General features: G+C 57.4%; 15 protein-coding genes and 1 tRNA gene. 11 read left to right on the forward strand and 5 right to left on the reverse strand.

The window, feature by feature from the left end; all coding sequences use genetic code 11:
- Positions 1–115: 115 nt before the first annotated feature.
- Complete coding sequence (locus AC5FXY_RS02590) at positions 116–970, reverse strand: (Fe-S)-binding protein (RefSeq protein WP_493555312.1); 855 nt, start codon at positions 968–970, stop codon at positions 116–118.
- A gap of 104 nt (positions 971–1,074) precedes the next feature.
- Positions 1,075–2,454: a 4Fe-4S dicluster domain-containing protein gene (locus AC5FXY_RS02595; protein WP_493555066.1), complete on the reverse strand. Its 1,380-nt coding sequence runs from the start codon at positions 2,452–2,454 to the stop codon at positions 1,075–1,077.
- A 164-nt stretch (positions 2,455–2,618) separates the two neighbouring features.
- On the opposite strand from AC5FXY_RS02595, the gene AC5FXY_RS02600 reads away from it, so the two are divergent.
- The 8 genes from AC5FXY_RS02600 (at position 2,619) to AC5FXY_RS02635 (ending at position 12,019) form a co-directional block, all read left to right on the forward strand.
- Positions 2,619–2,691: transfer RNA gene (locus tag AC5FXY_RS02600), tRNA-Phe, on the forward strand.
- A gap of 297 nt (positions 2,692–2,988) precedes the next feature.
- Positions 2,989–4,200 (forward strand): PAS domain-containing sensor histidine kinase, encoded by a 1,212-nt coding sequence (locus AC5FXY_RS02605; protein ID WP_493555067.1) that lies wholly within the window; start codon positions 2,989–2,991, stop codon positions 4,198–4,200.
- Between the two features lie 97 nt (positions 4,201–4,297).
- Positions 4,298–4,720, forward strand: a complete 423-nt coding sequence (locus AC5FXY_RS02610; protein WP_493555068.1) for a response regulator — start codon at positions 4,298–4,300, stop codon at positions 4,718–4,720.
- A 465-nt stretch (positions 4,721–5,185) separates the two neighbouring features.
- The gene (locus AC5FXY_RS02615) at positions 5,186–5,398 is read left to right on the forward strand and encodes a heavy-metal-associated domain-containing protein (RefSeq protein ID WP_493555069.1); all 213 of its coding nucleotides are present in this window, start codon (positions 5,186–5,188) and stop codon (positions 5,396–5,398) included.
- Positions 5,399–5,688: 290 nt separating this feature from the next.
- Positions 5,689–7,947 carry a heavy metal translocating P-type ATPase gene (locus AC5FXY_RS02620; protein WP_493555070.1) on the forward strand — a complete coding sequence of 753 codons (2,259 nt, stop codon included), beginning with the start codon at positions 5,689–5,691 and terminating at the stop codon, positions 7,945–7,947.
- 205 nt (positions 7,948–8,152) lie between these two features.
- Positions 8,153–9,496 (forward strand): chromate efflux transporter, encoded by a 1,344-nt coding sequence (chrA, locus tag AC5FXY_RS02625; RefSeq protein WP_493555071.1) that lies wholly within the window; start codon positions 8,153–8,155, stop codon positions 9,494–9,496.
- 73 nt (positions 9,497–9,569) lie between these two features.
- A complete protein-coding gene (locus tag AC5FXY_RS02630; protein WP_493555072.1) occupies positions 9,570–10,604 on the forward strand; it encodes a DUF1259 domain-containing protein in 1,035 nt (344 codons plus the stop codon).
- A gap of 92 nt (positions 10,605–10,696) precedes the next feature.
- Complete coding sequence (locus AC5FXY_RS02635) at positions 10,697–12,019, forward strand: cation:proton antiporter (RefSeq protein WP_493555073.1); 1,323 nt, start codon at positions 10,697–10,699, stop codon at positions 12,017–12,019.
- A gap of 58 nt (positions 12,020–12,077) precedes the next feature.
- On the opposite strand, the gene AC5FXY_RS02640 is transcribed toward AC5FXY_RS02635, so the two are convergent.
- Entirely contained in the window at positions 12,078–13,217 is a 1,140-nt protein-coding gene (locus AC5FXY_RS02640) for a DnaJ domain-containing protein (RefSeq protein ID WP_493555074.1), read from the reverse strand.
- 170 nt (positions 13,218–13,387) lie between these two features.
- Here AC5FXY_RS02640 and AC5FXY_RS02645 point away from each other — a divergent pair, with 170 nt between their 5' ends.
- From AC5FXY_RS02645 to AC5FXY_RS02655, 3 genes are read left to right on the forward strand one after another with little or no spacing between them, the layout of a single operon-like run.
- The gene (locus AC5FXY_RS02645; protein ID WP_493555075.1) at positions 13,388–13,756 is read left to right on the forward strand and encodes a phage holin family protein; all 369 of its coding nucleotides are present in this window, start codon (positions 13,388–13,390) and stop codon (positions 13,754–13,756) included.
- Positions 13,757–13,778: 22 nt separating this feature from the next.
- Entirely contained in the window at positions 13,779–14,507 is a 729-nt protein-coding gene (locus AC5FXY_RS02650) for a hypothetical protein (protein WP_493555076.1), read from the forward strand.
- Positions 14,485–15,261, forward strand: a complete 777-nt coding sequence (locus AC5FXY_RS02655) for a phosphoglycerol geranylgeranyltransferase (protein WP_493555077.1) — start codon at positions 14,485–14,487, stop codon at positions 15,259–15,261. Before AC5FXY_RS02650 ends, AC5FXY_RS02655 begins: the two co-directional genes overlap by 23 nt.
- 145 nt (positions 15,262–15,406) lie before the next feature.
- Here the strand turns inward: AC5FXY_RS02655 and AC5FXY_RS02660 are convergent, their stop codons facing one another.
- A complete protein-coding gene (locus tag AC5FXY_RS02660) occupies positions 15,407–16,330 on the reverse strand; it encodes a helix-turn-helix domain-containing protein (RefSeq protein WP_493555078.1) in 924 nt (307 codons plus the stop codon).
- A gap of 159 nt (positions 16,331–16,489) precedes the next feature.
- Entirely contained in the window at positions 16,490–17,629 is a 1,140-nt protein-coding gene (locus tag AC5FXY_RS02665; protein WP_493555079.1) for an acyl-CoA dehydrogenase, read from the reverse strand.
- Between the last annotated feature and the right edge of the window lie 119 nt (positions 17,630–17,748).

Below are 17,748 nucleotides of genomic sequence, written 5' to 3' on the forward strand. Positions count from 1 at the left end.
TTAGACCGCCGGCAACCTTGCCTGGCAGCACCCGGTCACAATAGAAAAACCCGCGCCCCGAACAAAGTTCCCAGGGCGCGGGCCTCAAGTTAGGCAAGCTTTTTCTGGCGCGGTACTAGGCGTTCAGACCTTCTGCCGATGCTACCAGTTCGGCCAGGTCAAATACCTGCACGTTGTTTTCACGCTCTTTGTTTTTGACGCCGTCGCTCATCATCGTCATGCAGAACGGGCAACCCACGGCAATGATACCGTTGCCCTCCCGCGAAGCGGGCGTGGCACCAGCATTGCCGCTCTCTACGCCCATCAGGCTACCAAGCGCCGCCGCGTTGCCGTCGATGGTGGCCAGAGCTTCTTCGGTACGCTCGATGTTGACGTCCTTCTTGCCGGGCTCGGGCTCTTTCCACATCTGCGCCCCGCCGGCGCCGCAGCACAGACCGTTGGCTTTGCTGCGCTTCATTTCCACCAAGTCAGCGTCCAACGCGGCCAGTACTTCGCGCGGCGCTTCGTAGATGTTGTTGGAGCGGCCGAGGTAGCAAGAGTCGTGGAAGGTGATACGGCGGCCTTTGAAGGACTCGCCACCCTGCACCTTCACGCGGCCATCATTGATGAGCTGTTGCAGGAACGTGCTGTGGTGAATTACCTCGTAGTTGCCTCCCAGTGCGGGGTACTCATTCTTGATGGTATTGAAGCAGTGCGGGCAGGCCGTCACGATGGTCTTGATGCCGTAGCCATCCAGCGTGGTAATGTTCTGCATGGCTTGCATCTGAAACAGGAATTCGTTGCCGGCGCGCTTAGCAGGGTCGCCGGTGCAGCTTTCTTCCATGCCCAGCACGGCATACTTCACTCCCACGTGTTCCAGAATGCGCACAAAAGCGCGCGTCACGCGCTTGTACCGGTCGTCGAAGGCACCGGCGCACCCTACCCAGAACAGGACCTCGGGTTGCTCGCCGCGGGCCGCCATATCGGCCATCAGGGGAACGTTGATTTGACGCTTGGCTACTTGCTCAGCCATTGTATTTGAGAAGCTAGAAGTCAGAAGATAGAGTGAGGAGAAGCAGGAATGAGAGGAGCCTTCTAGCTCCTCGCTTCTACTGCTGCCCCCTTCTCGGCCACGTACAATTCGTCGGCCCAGTTAAAGCGGTCGGAGGGCGAAAAAGCCCACGGCGCGCCGTTGTTTTCGATGTTGGAGAACATCACGTTCAGCGAGTGCGGCGCCGCCGACTCTTCCAGTACCAGGTAACGGCGCATCTCGATGATGCTGTCGAGCGGGTTGATGTTGACGGGGCAAGCTTCCACGCAGGCGTTGCAGGTGGTGCAGGCCCAGAGTTCTTCGGGCGTCACCTTGCCGCGTACCAGCGCCGCATCTTCCGTATCGGCCCCGATGTCGCCGTTGTACTTGTTTGGCGCGAAAATCAGCGGCGACTCGTATTTTTCCTCAATCCGGTCGCGCGTGTCCATGATGATCTTGCGCGGCGAGAGCAGCTTACCGGTCAGGTTGGCCGGGCACACCGAGGTGCAGCGGCCGCACTCGGTGCAGGAGTATGCATTGAGCAGGTTTAGCCAGGAGAGGTCGTCGGCATCTTTGGCGCCGAAGCGCTGCACCACGGGGTTGCCATCGGCGTCCACGGGGCCAGCAGGCACCTCGTAGCTTGGGTCCATCATGGCCTTCACCTCGTGGGTGATGCTGTCCACGTTGGAGAACTGGCCTTGCGGTACCAAACGCGTGTAGTACACGTTCGGGAAAGCCATAATGATGTGGAAGTGCTTGGAGGACGGCAGGTAGTTCAGAAAGGCCAGAATACCCAGGATGTGCAGCCACCAGCCCACGCGCTCCAGCACGTGCAAGGCCGCCACGTTGTCTGGGAACAGACCCGTCAGCAGCGAGCTAACGGGGAAAGTACCCGGCAAATCCAGCCCCTGCTGCTGATGCAGCTTCAAGTCGGCCGCGTTCATGGTGAAGAGAGCCGTCATCAGCACTATCTCCACGTACAGAATCACGTTGGCATCGAGCCGCGGCCAGGCACGCATCTCCACGCCGGTCAGGCGGCGCACGGGTTGGGTGCGGTTGCGGCGCCACCAAAAGGCAATGACCGCAACGATTACCAAGATACCGAGAATTTCGTTGGTGGCCATCAGCACGTCGTACACCGGGCCGAGAAAACTCAGGGCTCGGTGCGTGCCGAAGATGCCGTCAATCATAATTTCGATTACCTCAATGTTGATAACGATAAAGCCGACGTACACGATGAGGTGTAGCAGGGCCGGGGTGATGCGCTTGAACATCTTCTGCTGCCCGAAGGCCACCAAGATGGTCTTGTTTATCCGCTCACTGACTGGACCGCCCATCACGCGGTCTTTGCCCTTTAAGATATTGGCGCGAATCTTTCGCACCTGCCACACAAACAGCCCTATGCCCAGGACTGCGACGAGCAGAAAGAGAATTTGTTGTACCACGGTTGGGAGGGAATGGTTGGCGGCAAGATAGTAGGCATGCCTAATACTTTTGCTACGCGAACAAAAGTAATCCGTTTCCGGTCAAAGATTTTTTTTCGCAGAAATCTTGCGTTGTAGAATCCGCTGTCTATTTTTGCGCTCCAATCAGCCACAAACGGCTAACTGGTGATGTAGCTCAGCTGGTAGAGCAAAGGACTGAAAATCCTTGTGTCGGCGGTTCGATTCCGTCCATCACCACAACTAGAAACCTCCTGATAGCTCAGGAGGTTTCTTTGTTTTTGGGTTTTTTACGCAGTGCTTGCCCGCACTTAAGCGGCCGGCAAGACACTGGTGGAGCGCGCAGAAGCCGCCCTCGTTGGAGCAGCAAGAAGTTGAGCACGCCCCGCGCATCGGTCCCTTCAGCGGCCTAATCCCTGTTCTTACTGGGTACCTTCATCCGTCTCCTGGCCCGCAACTGCAGGCGGGCAAGGTTTCTATGACCGGGGATTTTGCCTTTGCGTATGACGATCCTGTGCACCTTGCCTTTATCCCATCATGCCTCTAAGTTCTGACCACACGCCCCCATTAGGTTCCTTGGAAACGGAACTGCAAGCCGTGCGGGAGGAAAACCGGAGGCTGCACGCAATGGTAGCCAAGATTGAACACGATGCCTTAGCGGAGCGCTACGAGCAAAGCCAAATGCGCTTCCGTGCGGTGTTTGAAAACTCCCCACTCGGCCAGAAAATCATTACCCCCGACTTAATAATTCGCCAGGCTAACCCCGCCGTAGTGGCTATGCTCGGATTAACCCGCCCCGACGAGCTCACCGGGCGACGCATCGTTGAGTTTGCACACCCTGACCGCTGCGCTGACTGGAATGAGCTGCAAACCCGGCTCTGGCAACACAAGCTACCCTATTTCTCCCTCGAGACCATTTTGGTGCGCACTGATGGTACCCCGTTCTGGTGCCAAGTTCACTCTGTGCTCTTTCCCGACGAAAGCGGTGAGCTAGGCTACACCATCCTCGAGGATATTTCCGAGCGCAAAAACCTGGAAGCCAAACTTCAGCGTGTTTATGATGCTCAAGAAACCATCCTGCAGCTAGCCACTCACGACTTGAAGGGCCCCATTGCCCACATCGAATTGATGGTGGACCTGTTGCAGCGCGAGGTGACTAGCCGCAACGGCGAGGCTCCACCCCCGGCGGAAATGAGCCACTACTTCACTCTCATCCAGCAGGCCTGCACCCACGCCCATGCCTTGCTGGAAGATGTGCTCTACGTCGGCGACCTTGACCAGAACGGCTTGGAGAAGCGCCCGACCGACCTGAACACCTACCTCAAAAAGCAGCTGGATCGGCACACCCTAGCGGCCCAGAAGCAAGGAATAACCCTAAACCTAGACTTACCCGGCTCGTCACTGCAGGTCCGCCTTCACCCCGAAAAGTTTGGCCGCGTGCTTGACAACCTGCTCCACAACGCCTTAAAATTCACCCCGGCCGGAGGTACCATCACCTTAGGCCTGGGAGAGCACCAAGGCAAGGCTCGTGTGACGGTGCAGGACACGGGCATCGGTATTCCAAGTAAACTTCACGCGCAGCTGTTCGACAAGTTCAACCCCACGCGCCGCGCCGGTCTGCAAGGGGAAACCACCACCGGCCTCGGCCTGTTTATCGCCCGGCAGATCGTGGAGCTCCACGGTGGGGCAATCTGGCTTGAAAGTCGGGAGGGAGAAGGCACCACATTCTTCATCGAGCTTGCTTCATAGAACGCGACGGAGGCGGTACCTTTGCGAGGCGCCTTTTTTCTGCAACCGGTAGGTTGTGGACTGCTTTGGGCGTTGCAGCAGTGCCCCGTTCCGACATATGATAAAAATCGCCAGTGTGCTGCTGGTCGACGACGACCCGCTTACCAACGACCTCAACGAACGCCTGCTCCGGAAGCTGGAAGTAGCCGACCAGTATCTGTCAGCCACCGACGGCGTGGATGCCCTGGCGGCCTTGGAGCAGCTGAGCGCCCGAGCCCAGCCCAGCAGCCCGGTCTTGGTCCTACTCGACGTGAAGATGCCGCGCATGGACGGAATGGCTTTCGTCGAAGCTTACCAGCAGTTGCCGGAGGCCCACAGGAAGTCCATTATCATCGTGATGCACACCGCATCCATGAGTTCGACTGACCTCGGCCGCATGAATTCCCTGCCCATTGCTGGCCTAGTCAGCAAGCCCCTTACCAAAGAAAAGCTCGACACCATCCTCCAACTGCACTTCCAGCGCCAGTTTCCCTCGGAATAGGGCACTAGTAGGATCATGTTGCCCGAGTGGTGGCAACTCATTTTCACTTGGGCAGCTTACAATTTACGCCCTCAACGATTCACTGTCCTAATAGGTCCTGGCCTCTTGAACTCCATCTATCGCCCCAGAGAGAACCCTCCTGATATCTCAGGAGGGTTTTTCTTTTCCTGGCTTTTTTGTTCACGCTCAACAGCCGACAAGACACGTTAGGAAAGTAGCGTCATTCAATAGAAAGAGGGCCCATTAGGAACTTGTATCAGCAGCAGCCGCACTTTGCTTCGCCATTGAAAACCAGCCCCTTTTGGAGCCTATGTGCTGTTTATAGCACTTGCGGTTTGCAGCGAATCTTATAACTCCGGATAAGGATTGTGTACGGCCGTAGGCATGGGTGAAACGTACTTTTGTATACGTCGATTCCTAGCCAGCACTTTATCAAGTCTGGCCCTACCCTTCGCTTTCCGAATTATGAATACGTTGAAGTTTAAGACCAACATCAACTGCGGCGGCTGTATAAAGGCCGTCACCCCGACCCTCAACGGTGAAAAAGCCATCGGGAACTGGCAGGTGGACACTGATAACCCTGATAAGATCCTGACCGTGACCGGCGACCTGAACGCGCAGCAGGTAGTAGAGCTGGTGGAGAAGGCTGGCTTCAAGGCCGAACCGGCTCAAGCGTAGTCTCGTCGCCGTCGCGACTTGCCCCGGAACGCTTGGGCTTGACCCAGGCGTTTTTTGGTTGGACAGGCTCAAGCTCGGGGAGCACCGCAGCACCTTGTGCTGAGCAATGGCCTGAGCATTTGCAGGCCCCGCTTCTGGACCAAGAAGCTTCCCGCGAGTTTCCAGAGCGCATTGCAGGGGCCAAGTGGGCCTACCCTACTGGGTCAACCCTCCCCCACAATTGTGCAACGTCCCGCTCGGCTACTTGCACCTCGTTTGGGACGCAACCGGCGGCTCGGCCGTCTACCGCTATGAACACCGAAACCATTTTGCCTTCCCGCCGCGCCCGCGCCGGTCAGCTAAAACAGATAACTGTGCCCATCACCGGCCTGAGTTGCGCTTCCTGCGCAGCCAGCGCCGAGTCGATGCTGAAGGCACAGCCCGGAGTGACGGAGGCGGGCGTCAACTTTGCAACGCAAACGGCTGCCATCGCCTTCGACCCTGCCCAGGTGCAGCTTCCGCAGCTGCAGCAGGCCCTGCAGTCCGTCGGCTACGACATGATTGTGGACGAAGACAACGCCGCCGACAAACAAGCCGAGCTGCAGCAGCAGCATTACCAAGAGTTACGGCGCAAAACCAGCTGGGCGGCGGTGCTGGCCGCCCCAGTAGTGGCGCTCGGTATGTTCTGGATGGACGCCCCGTACGCCAACTGGATTATGCTGGTGCTGTCGCTGCCGGTGCTTTGGCTGGGCCGCAACTTCTACGTGGGGGCTTACAAGCAGGCCCGGCACGGCCGCGCCAACATGGATACTCTGGTGGCGTTGAGCACCGGCATTGCCTTCCTGTTCAGCACCTTCAATACCGTTTATCCGGAGTTCTGGCACCTCCGTGGCGTGCACCCGCACGTGTATTTTGAAGCCGCCACGGTCATCATTGTATTTATCCTGTTGGGCAAGCTGCTCGAAGAAAGGGCAAAGTCCAACACGTCATCGGCCATTAAAAAGCTGATGGGGCTGCAGCCCAAGACAGTGCGGGTGCTGGAAGACGGACAGGAGCAGGAAATTTCCGCCGTGCAGGTGCGCATCGGCCACGAGGTGGTGGTCCGCCCGGGTGAGAAAGTGCCCGTAGATGGCGTGGTAACCAGCGGCAGCTCCTTCGTCGACGAAAGCATGATCAGCGGGGAGCCGGTGCCCGTGGAGAAAGCTGCCGGCGCGCAAGTGTTTGCCGGCACGGTAAATCAGAAAGGGGCTTTTCGTTTCCGCGCCGAGAAAGTGGGAGGCGCTACTGTATTGGCGCAGATCATTCAGATGGTGCAGCAGGCGCAAGGCAGCAAAGCCCCGGTGCAAAAGCTCGTCGACAAGATTGCCGGCATCTTTGTGCCCGTGGTCATGGGCATTGCGCTGCTCAGCTTTGTGGCCTGGCTACTCCTCGGCGGCGACAACGCCTTGACGCACGGGCTGCTGGCGCTGGTGACGGTGCTGGTCATTGCCTGCCCCTGCGCGCTGGGCCTAGCCACACCTACGGCCATCATGGTCGGCGTAGGGAAAGGTGCCGAGCACAACATCCTGATCAAGGACGCAGAGAGCCTCGAATTGGGCTACAAGGTTACGGCCGTCGTGCTTGACAAAACCGGCACCATCACCGAAGGCAAGCCCGAAGTGACAGATTTGCACTGGTTTGGCCCCGAAGCCGATCGGCCGGCCCAAACAGCGGTGCTGATGGCAGTGGAGGCCCAGTCGGAGCACCCACTGGCCGAAGCTGTGGTGCGCTACCTGCAGCCGGGCACCGCGTCCCAAGCTACGCCGCTTACAGGCTTTAGCAGTCTGACGGGCCGGGGTGTCGAAGCCCAGGCAGCGGGCGAGCGGTACCTCGTCGGCAACCGGCGTCTGCTGCAGGAAAACCAAGTAGCAATTAACCCTTCGGTGGCGCAACTCGCGGAGCAGCTGCAGTTGCAGGCCAAAACGGTGGTATTCTTCGCCAATAGCCAGCGAGTACTGGCCGTGGTAGCCATTGCCGACCGTGTCAAGGACACCTCCCGCCGGGCTGTGGCCCAGTTGCAGGAGCAAGGCATAGCGGTGTACATGCTCACCGGCGACAACGAGCAAACGGCCCGCGCGGTAGCTGAGCAGGTGGGTGTGCAGCACTACCGCGCCGAAGTATTGCCCGGCGACAAGGCCACCTTTGTGCAGCAGTTGCAGGCCCAGGGCAAGGTAGTGGCGATGGTTGGCGACGGCATCAACGACTCACAGGCCCTGGCCCAGGCCGATGTGAGCATTGCCATGGGCCACGGCTCAGATATTGCGATGGACGTGGCCAAAATGACGCTCATCACTTCCGATCTGAACTTGGTACCGAAGGCTTTGCGGCTCTCGCGCCGCACAGTGCAGACCATCCGCCAGAACCTGTTTTGGGCCTTCATCTACAACTTGATCGGCATTCCCATTGCCGCCGGGCTTCTCTACCCTCTCAACGGCTTTCTGTTGAATCCCATGATTGCGGGAGCGGCCATGGCGCTGAGCTCGGTGTCGGTGGTAACTAATAGCCTCCGTTTGCGCGCTTCGCGTTTGTAAAAGGGCACTAGGTTTGACAGCAAAGTGGCTGGCTCCGGCGTTGGCCTGACCAGCAGTGGCATGACAGCAGCGGGCCAGTTCGATCCAGCATTGCCTTTTGCCTGTACCCTCCGCGTTGTAGCCCACCAGTGCTGCTTAGAATTACCTTTTGCTACCCCGCCCGTTGCAAGCCGCAGCACAGAGCAGCACGTAACTTGGGCGCACCATGGCACCTGCTCGTCCTCCCATTTCCAAGCCGACGTTTGGTGAAGCGTTGCGTTTCTGGCTGAAGCTGGGTTTCATCAGTTTTGGCGGGCCCGCCGGCCAGATTGCCATCATGCATACCGTGCTAGTGGAAGAGAAGCGCTGGATTTCCGACGCCAAGTTTCTGCACGCGCTCAATTACTGCATGCTGTTGCCCGGGCCTGAAGCGCAGCAATTGGCCACTTATATTGGCTGGCTATTGCACGGCACTCGGGGCGGCCTGGCAGCAGGCATCTTATTTGTTTTGCCGTCGGTATTTATCCTATTGATTCTTAGCCTTCTGTATGTCACGGTTGGCACGTTGCCGGCACTGCAGAGTGTATTTCTGGGACTGAAGCCAGCTGTAGTAGCCATCATTCTGCTGGCGCTGCTCAAGATTGGTAAAAAGTCGCTGATCAGCCCGCTTCACTATGGCTTGGCGGTGGGCAGTTTCGTGGGTATTTACTGGCTTAATATTCCCTTCCCTCTTATTATCCTTGGGGCGGCGCTCGTTGCGTTGGTGGCACAACGTTTTTACCCTGCACCGGTGGCTACCGCGGCGGCATCCCAAAGCTGCGCGCATCAAGCTGAAACCGGATATTTCCTTACTACCCAGACGATTGTTGCAGGCATCGGCTTTTCGGCGAGGCGGTTAGCCCGACAGGCGGCGGTGGCAGGAGTGCTCTGGGTGTTACCACTAGCGTTGTTATACTTGCTCGGAGTTGATTTTCCCTTTTGGCGTCGCTTGAGCCTTTTCTTTACCCAAGCAGCATTGGTCACTTTCGGGGGCGCCTACGCTGTGCTGCCTTATGTGGCCCAAGTGAGTGTGCAGCAGTTGCATTGGCTTACTCAAGGTCAGATGCTCGATGGCTTGGCGCTGGGCGAAACCACCCCGGGGCCACTCATAATGGTGCTGGCCTTCGTAGGGTTTATGGGGGGCTATTCGCACTTTGGCGGCTCGTTGGCGCTGGGCGCGCTGGGCTTGTTACTGACGACTTATTACACTTTCCTGCCCTGCTTCGTCTTTATCCTAGTGGGCGGGCCGCTGATCGAGCGCACTCAAACCAACGCCTCCATCAAAACCGCGCTCAGCGTAATCACGGCCGCAGTCGTAGGCGTCATTCTTAACTTGGCCGTGTACCTGGGTCAGGCGGTACTGTTCCCTGCGGGTAGCCTCTTGTTTGCCGACTTACACTGGCCGAGCCTGCTTTGGCTGCTGGTGTCGTTGGTGGCCCTGCACCGTTTCAAGCTGAACCTGATTCTGTGGATCGGCGTCAGTGCCTTAGCAGGGCTCTTAGCTTACCTGCTCACGCTGTACGTAGGGTAGTGGTCAGGCTTGCGTGGTCAGCGCATAAGCCGTTCATGACCGGCAATTGTTAACAGCTCATAATTGATGATATATGAGAAACTCCCGCTTTTCCCGTCGCGACTGGCTTAAAACTACTGCCCTGGCTACCACGCCATTGCTCCTCGGCACCACCGCAGAAGTGCATGCTTGGTCAGTGCCCGGTGCCGGCCCTACCCCTGCCCTTACACCCGCCGAAATAGCCGCTATCGAAGCAGCTTTTGGAAAAAAAGGAAACTACATCGATGCTCAAGCCACGCACACCACGGCCCTGCCCCGCAACGACTTGAAGGTTCGCATCAAGGGTGAACCGGTGCCTATTGCTTTCGGCTTCGGCGGCTGGGTGGCCATCAAGCACACACTCGATGGCAAATCGGCGATGCTCATGAGCGACACTGTGCTACTGCAAGAAGAAGTCAATCCGCTGATGTCGGCGGCACTGGCCAACGGGTTGGAAATCGGGGCAGTGCACAACCACTTTTTTTACGAAGAGCCGCGCATCTTTTACATGCACATCCACGGCATGGGCAGTCCGGCCGAGCTGGCGCAGAAGTTTGCCTCCACGCTCAAGGGTTCCAAGCTCCTGCCGGCTAATCAGCCTTCGACCGTTTCCCCACCTGCACCTCAAGCCGGTAACACGGCTGCGCCAGCCAGTTCGGGCACGCCTACCGGCAAGGAGCTGTTTAACCTGCCCGCACTCGATAAAATCGTGAACCACCAAGGCACCGTGAATGGCCCGACGTACAAGTACACCGTGGGCCGCCCCGACCTGCGGGTGCTGATGATGAACACCGAAATGACGGCCGCCATCGGCCTAAATTCTTGGGCCACCTTTGCCGGCCAGCAAGCCGACGCTCACGTGGCCGGTGATATTGCCATGCTGGAGCACGAGGTAAACCCCGTAATCAAAGCCTTGCGGGCGCACCACCTGGAAGTGGTGGCCCTGCACAACCACATGCTTTTTGATCAACCCCGGATGTTGTTTTTGCACTACTACGGCCGCGGGCCGGCCGCGCAGCTGGCCACGGGTTTTCGGGCGGCTCTGGATCAGTTGGGTCAGAAATCAAGTGGCTCGCCGATGAAGCACTAGGTAGGGCCCGGATCGGTTTGTTCCCCGCCGAAGATGCCTTACCGTCAGGTTTGTTCGTATTACGGCCATCCCCTGACTTCTAATGTTGCTTCATGTCGCCTTACAACGTTACGCTAGCGCTGCTTGGCATTGCCATTTTAGGGGTAGCGTGGCTCCCCTCTTTGCTGGAAAAGTACCCGCTGTCTTATCCAGTTCTATACCTGTTGCTGGGTATGGTCGTGTACATGTTGCCGCTCGATTTACCTTCTCCCAGTCCATTCGACCACCCCACCCTGGCTACGCACCTATCCGAGATATGCGTAATCATTGCCCTGACGGGTACCGGACTGAAAATCGACCGACCTTTCTCCTTTCATACTTGGCGCGTGCCGCTGCTGTTGGTGTTGGTGCTGATGATCATTACCATCGGCGGGGTAGCTGGTATGGCTTGGTGGATAGCAGGCCTGGCTCCAGCCTCGGCCGTGCTGCTTGCTGCCGCCCTCGCCCCCACCGACCCCGTGCTGGCCGGCGATGTGCAGGTCGGTGACCCTGGCGAGGGCCGCGAGGATAATGTGCGTTTTGCCCTCACGGGCGAGGCCGGGCTCAACGATGGACTCGCCTTCCCTTTTGTTTATCTGTCTATTGCCTTGCTGCCGACTTTCATGCCGCTAACCGAGCGCCTGGGGTCGTGGTTTTGGTACGACCTGCTTTACCGCACCGCTGCCGGCGTTGCGCTGGGCTGGCTTTCTGGCAAGCTGTTGGCCACTCTGATTTTTCATCTGCCGAAGCGGGTCAGCATCAAGGCCAATGCTTACGGTTTTGTGGCGTTGGCCGTCACGCTTACGTCTTACGGCGTGACCGAGCTGTTGCATGGTTACGGCTTCCTGGCGGTGTTTATCGCCGCAATTACGCTACGTGCCCGGGAGCGGAAACACGAATACCACAAGCAGATGCATGCCTTTACCGATCAGCTTGAGCGCCTTCTGATTGTGGTGCTGTTGATTTTGCTGGGCGGGGCCATCGTGCGCGGCCTACTTGCCCCATTGACTTGGGCGGGGGCAGCCGTGGGCCTGTTACTGATCTGGGTGCTCCGCCCCATCGGTGGCCTGCTCACGCTGAGCCGCACAGCGAATATGACCTGGGCCGAGCGCGGTGTCATTTCCTTTTTCGGCATTCGGGGCATTGGTTCCATTTTCTACCTCGCCTTCGGGCTGGAGAACGGTCATTTTCCCGATTCCAAGGAGCTCTGGGCCATTGCGGGCTTCACCATCGTCGTTTCGGTGGTGATGCACGGAGTAGCGGCTACGCCCGTGATGAACTGGCTCGACCGGCGCCACGGACGCCAAATAGCCGCCGAGTTAGCTCAAGAGCACTTGGAAGAAGAATCAGAAGCAAACGACGACGAACAGACGGAAGAATCTGCTAAGCCCGCTTAGTAGTTTCAGCGCCGCCCTGAAGCATAACACCTACTTAGAAGCGCGCTATTGATGAGCATTAGCTCCCGCAACCATAACGCCGCACGGCATCCTGGGCCGGCAAGTATTTAAGCTTTGCTCCACGGCGGAAAAATTCACAGGCTGCGCCCTTACGGCCCTGCTTCTGAGCTACGCGCCCCAGCAGGAAATGAATCTGCCCACTTTCGGGCTGCAGCAAAAGTACCTGCTGATAATCAGCCAGCGCAGACGAGTAGTTGCCTTGTTTGAAGTAGGCTAGTCCGCGGTACGTAAGCCATTTGGTGGAAGGGGAGTATTCGTTGGACCGCTGACGTAGTCCCACACTGATGTCGCGGGCGGCGGCGTTGTAACGGCGCTGCTCAAACAGCGACACCTCTCCCCTTGCCAGCCACGCCTCAGTCAGGGCCGAATCGAGAGCCAGAGCGCGCGAGAAGCTTCGCATAGCGGCTTGGTGGTGCCCGTGACCGGTTTGGCACTGGCCAATGCGGTACAGCAGTTCGGCTGCCTGCCGACGGTCTTGCGTTTCGCGCAGCGCCAAGCGGTAGCCGTCGGCGGCCCGGGAATAATTGCGGTACACCAGCTGCTCGATTTCGGCCCGTCGCCGCAGCGCTCCTACGTGTTCCGGTGCAAAGTGCAGTGTTTCGCTCATGTAGCGATGGGCAGTCTGCCACTCCCGCTTGACGTAAGCCTTCAGTCCATTCCGGTAGTTGCTCTTGGCCGTGAAGTGGTCCATCACCAGCTTGATACTAATAGCTAAGGCCAGAATACCGAGAAATAAACTGATGACCAGTAGGTAGTCCTTGCGGGTAAACCGGGCCTTTTGCCGCCGCACGTAGTGCCGCTCAGCCGACGAGGCCGGCCGGCGCGTCCGCAATGGCTCCGGCGGGGGCATGGGTACGCCGTACACATGTTGGGCCTGCGGCCGAAAGGCTTGGGCCCGCTGGGCTTCGTCGGCTCGCTGGCGCGCCCGAAATAACTGATGATCGTAACTGGCTCGTCGTTGCGGATCGGCCAGCACTCTATACGCCGCCGCTACCAGCTTAAACTGTTCCTCATGCAGCGTACTGCCCCCGTTGCGGTCGGGGTGGTAGCGCAGTGCCAGCTGCTTGTAGGCCTGCTTGATGTCGGCCAACGTGGCCGTGGGCGCGACGCCCAGCACCTGGTAAAACGTTTGGCTCACAATGGCAGACGCAGTAAGGGTAAAATTAAGGGGAATTTCAGACGCGCGGCAGGCTTTTTCGTATGAACCTTCGGCTTGAAGAACGATGCCCCCCGGGTTGGAGTTCTGCCAAGCCTTTGCTTTACGCTTCCTCCCAACCAAACCTGTCACCTAACAAACTTCGCCGCTGCATGGCTACCGACGACGACAAAACGCCCCGCAACGACTCGCTGATGAGCAATCTGATGGGTTACATCGACACGCGTATTGACTTGGTGCGCCTGGAGGTGCAGGAAAAAGTCAAGACGGCGTTTGTCGGCACGGCCCAGGGCGTCACGCTTGGGCTCCTAGGACTATTCTTTTTGATTTTCCTTAGCATTTTCGCCGGCCTGGCGCTCAACGAAGCCCTCGACAGCTCTTTTTGGGGATTTGGCATCGTCGCTGGATTCTATTTGGTGCTGCTGATCATCTTTGTGGTGGGCGTGGGCAAAAAAATCTACCAAGGCCTAGCCGATAAGATGCTGAGCAACACCATCTACAAATCGGACAAGCGCCAATAACCTTCTCAACCGTTTTAGCGCGATGAGCGAATTGCACAACCCGCTGTTTGACGACGAACGTGAGTTTCTGGAGCGCCAGAAACTGGAATACGAGCGTGCTCTACTGGGCGACGTAGACCATATCAAAGACAAAACCACCCGTGTGGGCAAGTACGTGGCTATTGGCGCAGCGCTGCTCGGCGGCTTCTGGCTCGTCAGCAAAGTCTTGGGCCGCGGCGACGAGGACGATGACCATCCACGTCCACGCAAAAAACTGAAAGGGAAGAAAGCGAGCAAAGCAAGCGGCAAGCGCAAAGCCCAACTCGTAGCGCATTCCGATGATTACGGCTTTGGAACCAACGTAGCAGAAGCGCACCCGCGGGCTCACCTTGCGCCGCCGGTTTACCACGCCACTGCGCCCGCCGATTCTGACCCATTCCCGGCCTTCGATGCGCCAGCTCCGTCCCAGCTGCCGTCTACGGTACCCGGGGCCGCTTATCAGTCCCAATACAACCGCGCCTACGCCCGCCCCGAGCCCCAAAGCTCCGCGGTTATCGATACAATTCGCGCCTTTGCCGACTCCGACGCTGGCAAAATGCTCATTGGTCAGCTTTCCGGGGTGCTTATCGCTTTGATCACGCGCAAGGTGAACGAGTGGATGGATGTAAACAAAAATTCGGACCTTGCAGCTTCGGGCACCGAGCCCGAAACCAAGGACATCGACTTTGTCATCCACCACGACGACGCGCATGCGCCCGACGCCACTGCATGACGCCTTAAGCCTCCGCGCCCAACGCGGCCATAAATCCTTGGCCGTGCTGCTCGACCCCGACGATTTAGACGAGGTCGGCGCGCGGCGTATTCTGGCGCTGAGCCAGCAGCATCCGGTTGATTACTTCTTCGTAGGGGGCAGTTTGGTGACCACGCAGCACCAAGCTGCCCTTATCGGCTTGCTGAAGAATCACTCTTCGGTACCCGTTATACTATTCCCCAGCAACAGCTTGCACATCGATGCCCAAGCTGATGCCATTTTACTGCTGTCGCTCATCTCAGGCCGTAACCCTGATTTTCTGATCGGCCAGCACGTGGTAGCCGCGCCTTTGCTACGCTCCAGCCAACTCGAAATCCTGCCCACCGGCTACATGCTAGTGGATTCGGGTCGTCAAACCACGGCCAGCTATATGAGTGGCACGACACCCCTGCCGTACGACAAGCCCGCTATTGCAGCCTGCACTGCTATGGCCGGTGCCCAATTAGGCCTGCGCCTGATTTACCTCGACGGTGGCAGCGGGGCCATGTACCCCGTATCAGCTGCCATGATTCAGGCCGTACGGCAAGCCGTGGAAGTGCCCATCATTGTGGGCGGCGGCATCAACACGGCTGAAAAAGCCCACGCAGCCCTAACCGCCGGCGCCGACGTAATTGTCATTGGCAACCAGATTGAGAAGGACCCAGAGTTCCTTGGCGAAGTTTCCCGCGTGGTTTGCGCTTACAATGCCGTTCCCGAAGCCGCGCTGCTCAAGTAAGCTTTGCCCTCTTTTTCCTCATAGGATCTATAAAACAGAAGGCGCCTCGACATTATGTCGAGGCGCCTTCTGTTTTGATCTTTCACGGAATCTGCAGACCAAAGGAAGGTCAAGCTAAACCCGGAAGATTCCCAGCATTCCCAAATTAGATGTTCATGGCCGATTCGCGGCGGCGCATTTTACCAGCTGGAATGCCAAACATCATCTTGAAGCGGCGGCAGAAGTAAGCGGTATCCTTGTAGCCCACTTCCTTGCCGATGTCCCGGATGCTTTTCTTCGTCGTGCGCAGCAGGAACACGGCACGCTCCATGCGCTGGTATTCAATGTAGTCCTGCGGGTTGATACCCGTCAGCATCTTGAAGTACTGACCAACGTAATCTTCCGAAACGTTAGCTACGCTCGACAGAACTTTGTTCGACAGATCACCACCCAGGTTTTCTTTGATGTAGTTGAACAGGTCGATCAGACGCGGGTCCTTGAAGTACGTGCTGTTGGTGGCCAACTGCTCCACAAACATCTTGTTCTTCAGGATATAGCGAATGATTTCCACCACCAAGTTCTCGGTGTAGATCGAAACCAGTCGTTCGCGGCCAGGCAGTTCCTGCAGGCTCTCTTCCACCACCTTGATGACCAAGTTGGCCAGTTTGGAGTTGCCGCTGATCATGAACGCCGGCACGTCCAAGGAAGCAAAGAAGTTCACCGAGTCAAACACCTTTGCTTCAAACGAAACAAATGAGTGGCTTTCCTCAGCGTCGGAAATCAGATCCAGGTCCGTGTTGGAGTGGAAGAACTTGTCCTTGTTGCTGATCAGGTCGTCGTTGGTAATAGTCTTACCGCCGGGCTCCCCGTAGCTCACGCGCGTGGCGCGGCCGCCGGGGATAAACAGCATGTCCCCCTCCTCAATCACGATATCGTCTTCGCCAAAGGAAACCCGACCCTTATGCAACAGAATAAGATTGTTGCCCACGTCGTAGTAGTTGCGCACGGTGAACGGCTGCTGCAACACCAAGTTCTTGGCTTTGATGTAGCGCACGCCGAGCGATTCTATGACTTTATTGTAATCTTCCATATTCAGACGCTGGGGTGGGTGGCTCAGTATCAGCGGGATAAATTGACTCCGCTGTTTAGACAATGCAAAATAAGATATAAAAATTCACAAAAACGAAAACCCAGCCAGAATTTTGGCTGGGTTTTGTGCAAGCTTTCTGACTTTAAGGCAATTCGCCCCTTACTTCAGGATTTCCCGCGAGATTACAATTTTCTGAATCTCAGAGGTTCCCTCGTAGATCTGGGTGATTTTGGCGTCGCGCATCATGCGCTCCACGTGGAATTCTTTCACGAAGCCATAACCACCGTGCACCTGCACCGCCTCTACGGCTGTGTCCATGGCCACCTTTGAGGCGAAGAGTTTGGCCATTGCGCCGGACTTGGCGTAGTCTTGGTGGGCATCCTTGTCGTGGGCAGCCTGCAAGCACAGCAAACGGGCAGCATCGATGTTGGTAGCCATGTCGGCCAGTTTAAACTGAATGGCCTGGTGCTGCGAAATCGGCACCCCAAACGCTTTGCGCTCCTTTGAGTACTTCACCGACAGCTCATAAGCCCCCGAAGCAATACCCAGGGCCTGCGACGCAATACCAATACGGCCACCGGCCAGCACTTGCATGGCGAATTTGAAGCCGAAACCATCTTCACCGATGCGGTTCTCTTTAGGCACCTTCACGTCCGTGAACATGAGCGAGTGCGTGTCGGAGCCACGGATACCGAGCTTGTTTTCTTTCGGGCCGATAACGAAACCAGGCGTATCCTTCTCCACAATCAGGGCATTGATGCCGCGGTGCTTGAGTTCCGGATTGGTCTGGGCAATAACCAGGTATACCGAAGCCGAGGAGCCGTTGGTAATCCAGTTTTTGGTACCATTCAGCAAGTAATGGTCGCCCATGTCTACCGCGGTGGTGCGCTGCATGGTAGCATCCGAACCAGCCTCTGGCTCCGACAAACAGAAGGCACCGATGATTTCACCAGTCGCCAGTTTGGTCAGGTACTTCTGCTTTTGCTCTTCGGTGCCGTATTTTTCCAGCCCCCAGCATACCAGTGAGTTGTTCACCGACATGATAACGGAGCAGGAAGCATCCACTTTGGAAATTTCCTCCATGGCCAGCACGTACGACACGGTGTCCATGCCGCCGCCGCCGTACTCCGGGCTAACCATCATGCCCATGAAGCCCAGCTCGCCCATCTTCTTGATTTGCTCAGCAGGGAATTTCTGGTGCTCGTCGCGTTCGATTACGCCGGCCCAGAGCTCGTTTTGGGCAAATTCGCGAGCCGCGGCTTGCACGGCGAGTTGTTCTTCGGTGAGCTGAAAATTCATGTGGGAATGGGGTAAGGGAGCTTGTGAAATGGCTAGGCTATACCGCTACGGCGCCGCGAAATTAGGCAGCAGCACGGTGGTTATCAACCTTAAAGTTGGATAAAAACCAGCTTTAAATC

It is taken from the genome of Hymenobacter sp. FMD4, from assembly GCF_058932745.1.

Coding starts and splice junctions, on each gene's coding strand:
- AC5FXY_RS02590 (WP_493555312.1), bottom strand. CDS start 970: ATGGCCGATATGGCGGCCCGCGGCGAGCAACCCGAGGTCCTGTTCTGG.
- AC5FXY_RS02605 (WP_493555067.1), top strand. CDS start 2,989: ATGCCTCTAAGTTCTGACCACACGCCCCCATTAGGTTCCTTGGAAACG.
- AC5FXY_RS02610 (WP_493555068.1), top strand. CDS start 4,298: ATGATAAAAATCGCCAGTGTGCTGCTGGTCGACGACGACCCGCTTACC.
- AC5FXY_RS02615 (WP_493555069.1), top strand. CDS start 5,186: ATGAATACGTTGAAGTTTAAGACCAACATCAACTGCGGCGGCTGTATA.
- AC5FXY_RS02620 (WP_493555070.1), top strand. CDS start 5,689: ATGAACACCGAAACCATTTTGCCTTCCCGCCGCGCCCGCGCCGGTCAG.
- chrA (WP_493555071.1), top strand. CDS start 8,153: ATGGCACCTGCTCGTCCTCCCATTTCCAAGCCGACGTTTGGTGAAGCG.
- AC5FXY_RS02630 (WP_493555072.1), top strand. CDS start 9,570: ATGAGAAACTCCCGCTTTTCCCGTCGCGACTGGCTTAAAACTACTGCC.
- AC5FXY_RS02635 (WP_493555073.1), top strand. CDS start 10,697: ATGTCGCCTTACAACGTTACGCTAGCGCTGCTTGGCATTGCCATTTTA.
- AC5FXY_RS02645 (WP_493555075.1), top strand. CDS start 13,388: ATGGCTACCGACGACGACAAAACGCCCCGCAACGACTCGCTGATGAGC.
- AC5FXY_RS02650 (WP_493555076.1), top strand. CDS start 13,779: ATGAGCGAATTGCACAACCCGCTGTTTGACGACGAACGTGAGTTTCTG.
- AC5FXY_RS02655 (WP_493555077.1), top strand. CDS start 14,485: ATGCGCCCGACGCCACTGCATGACGCCTTAAGCCTCCGCGCCCAACGC.
- AC5FXY_RS02660 (WP_493555078.1), bottom strand. CDS start 16,330: ATGGAAGATTACAATAAAGTCATAGAATCGCTCGGCGTGCGCTACATC.
- AC5FXY_RS02665 (WP_493555079.1), bottom strand. CDS start 17,629: ATGAATTTTCAGCTCACCGAAGAACAACTCGCCGTGCAAGCCGCGGCT.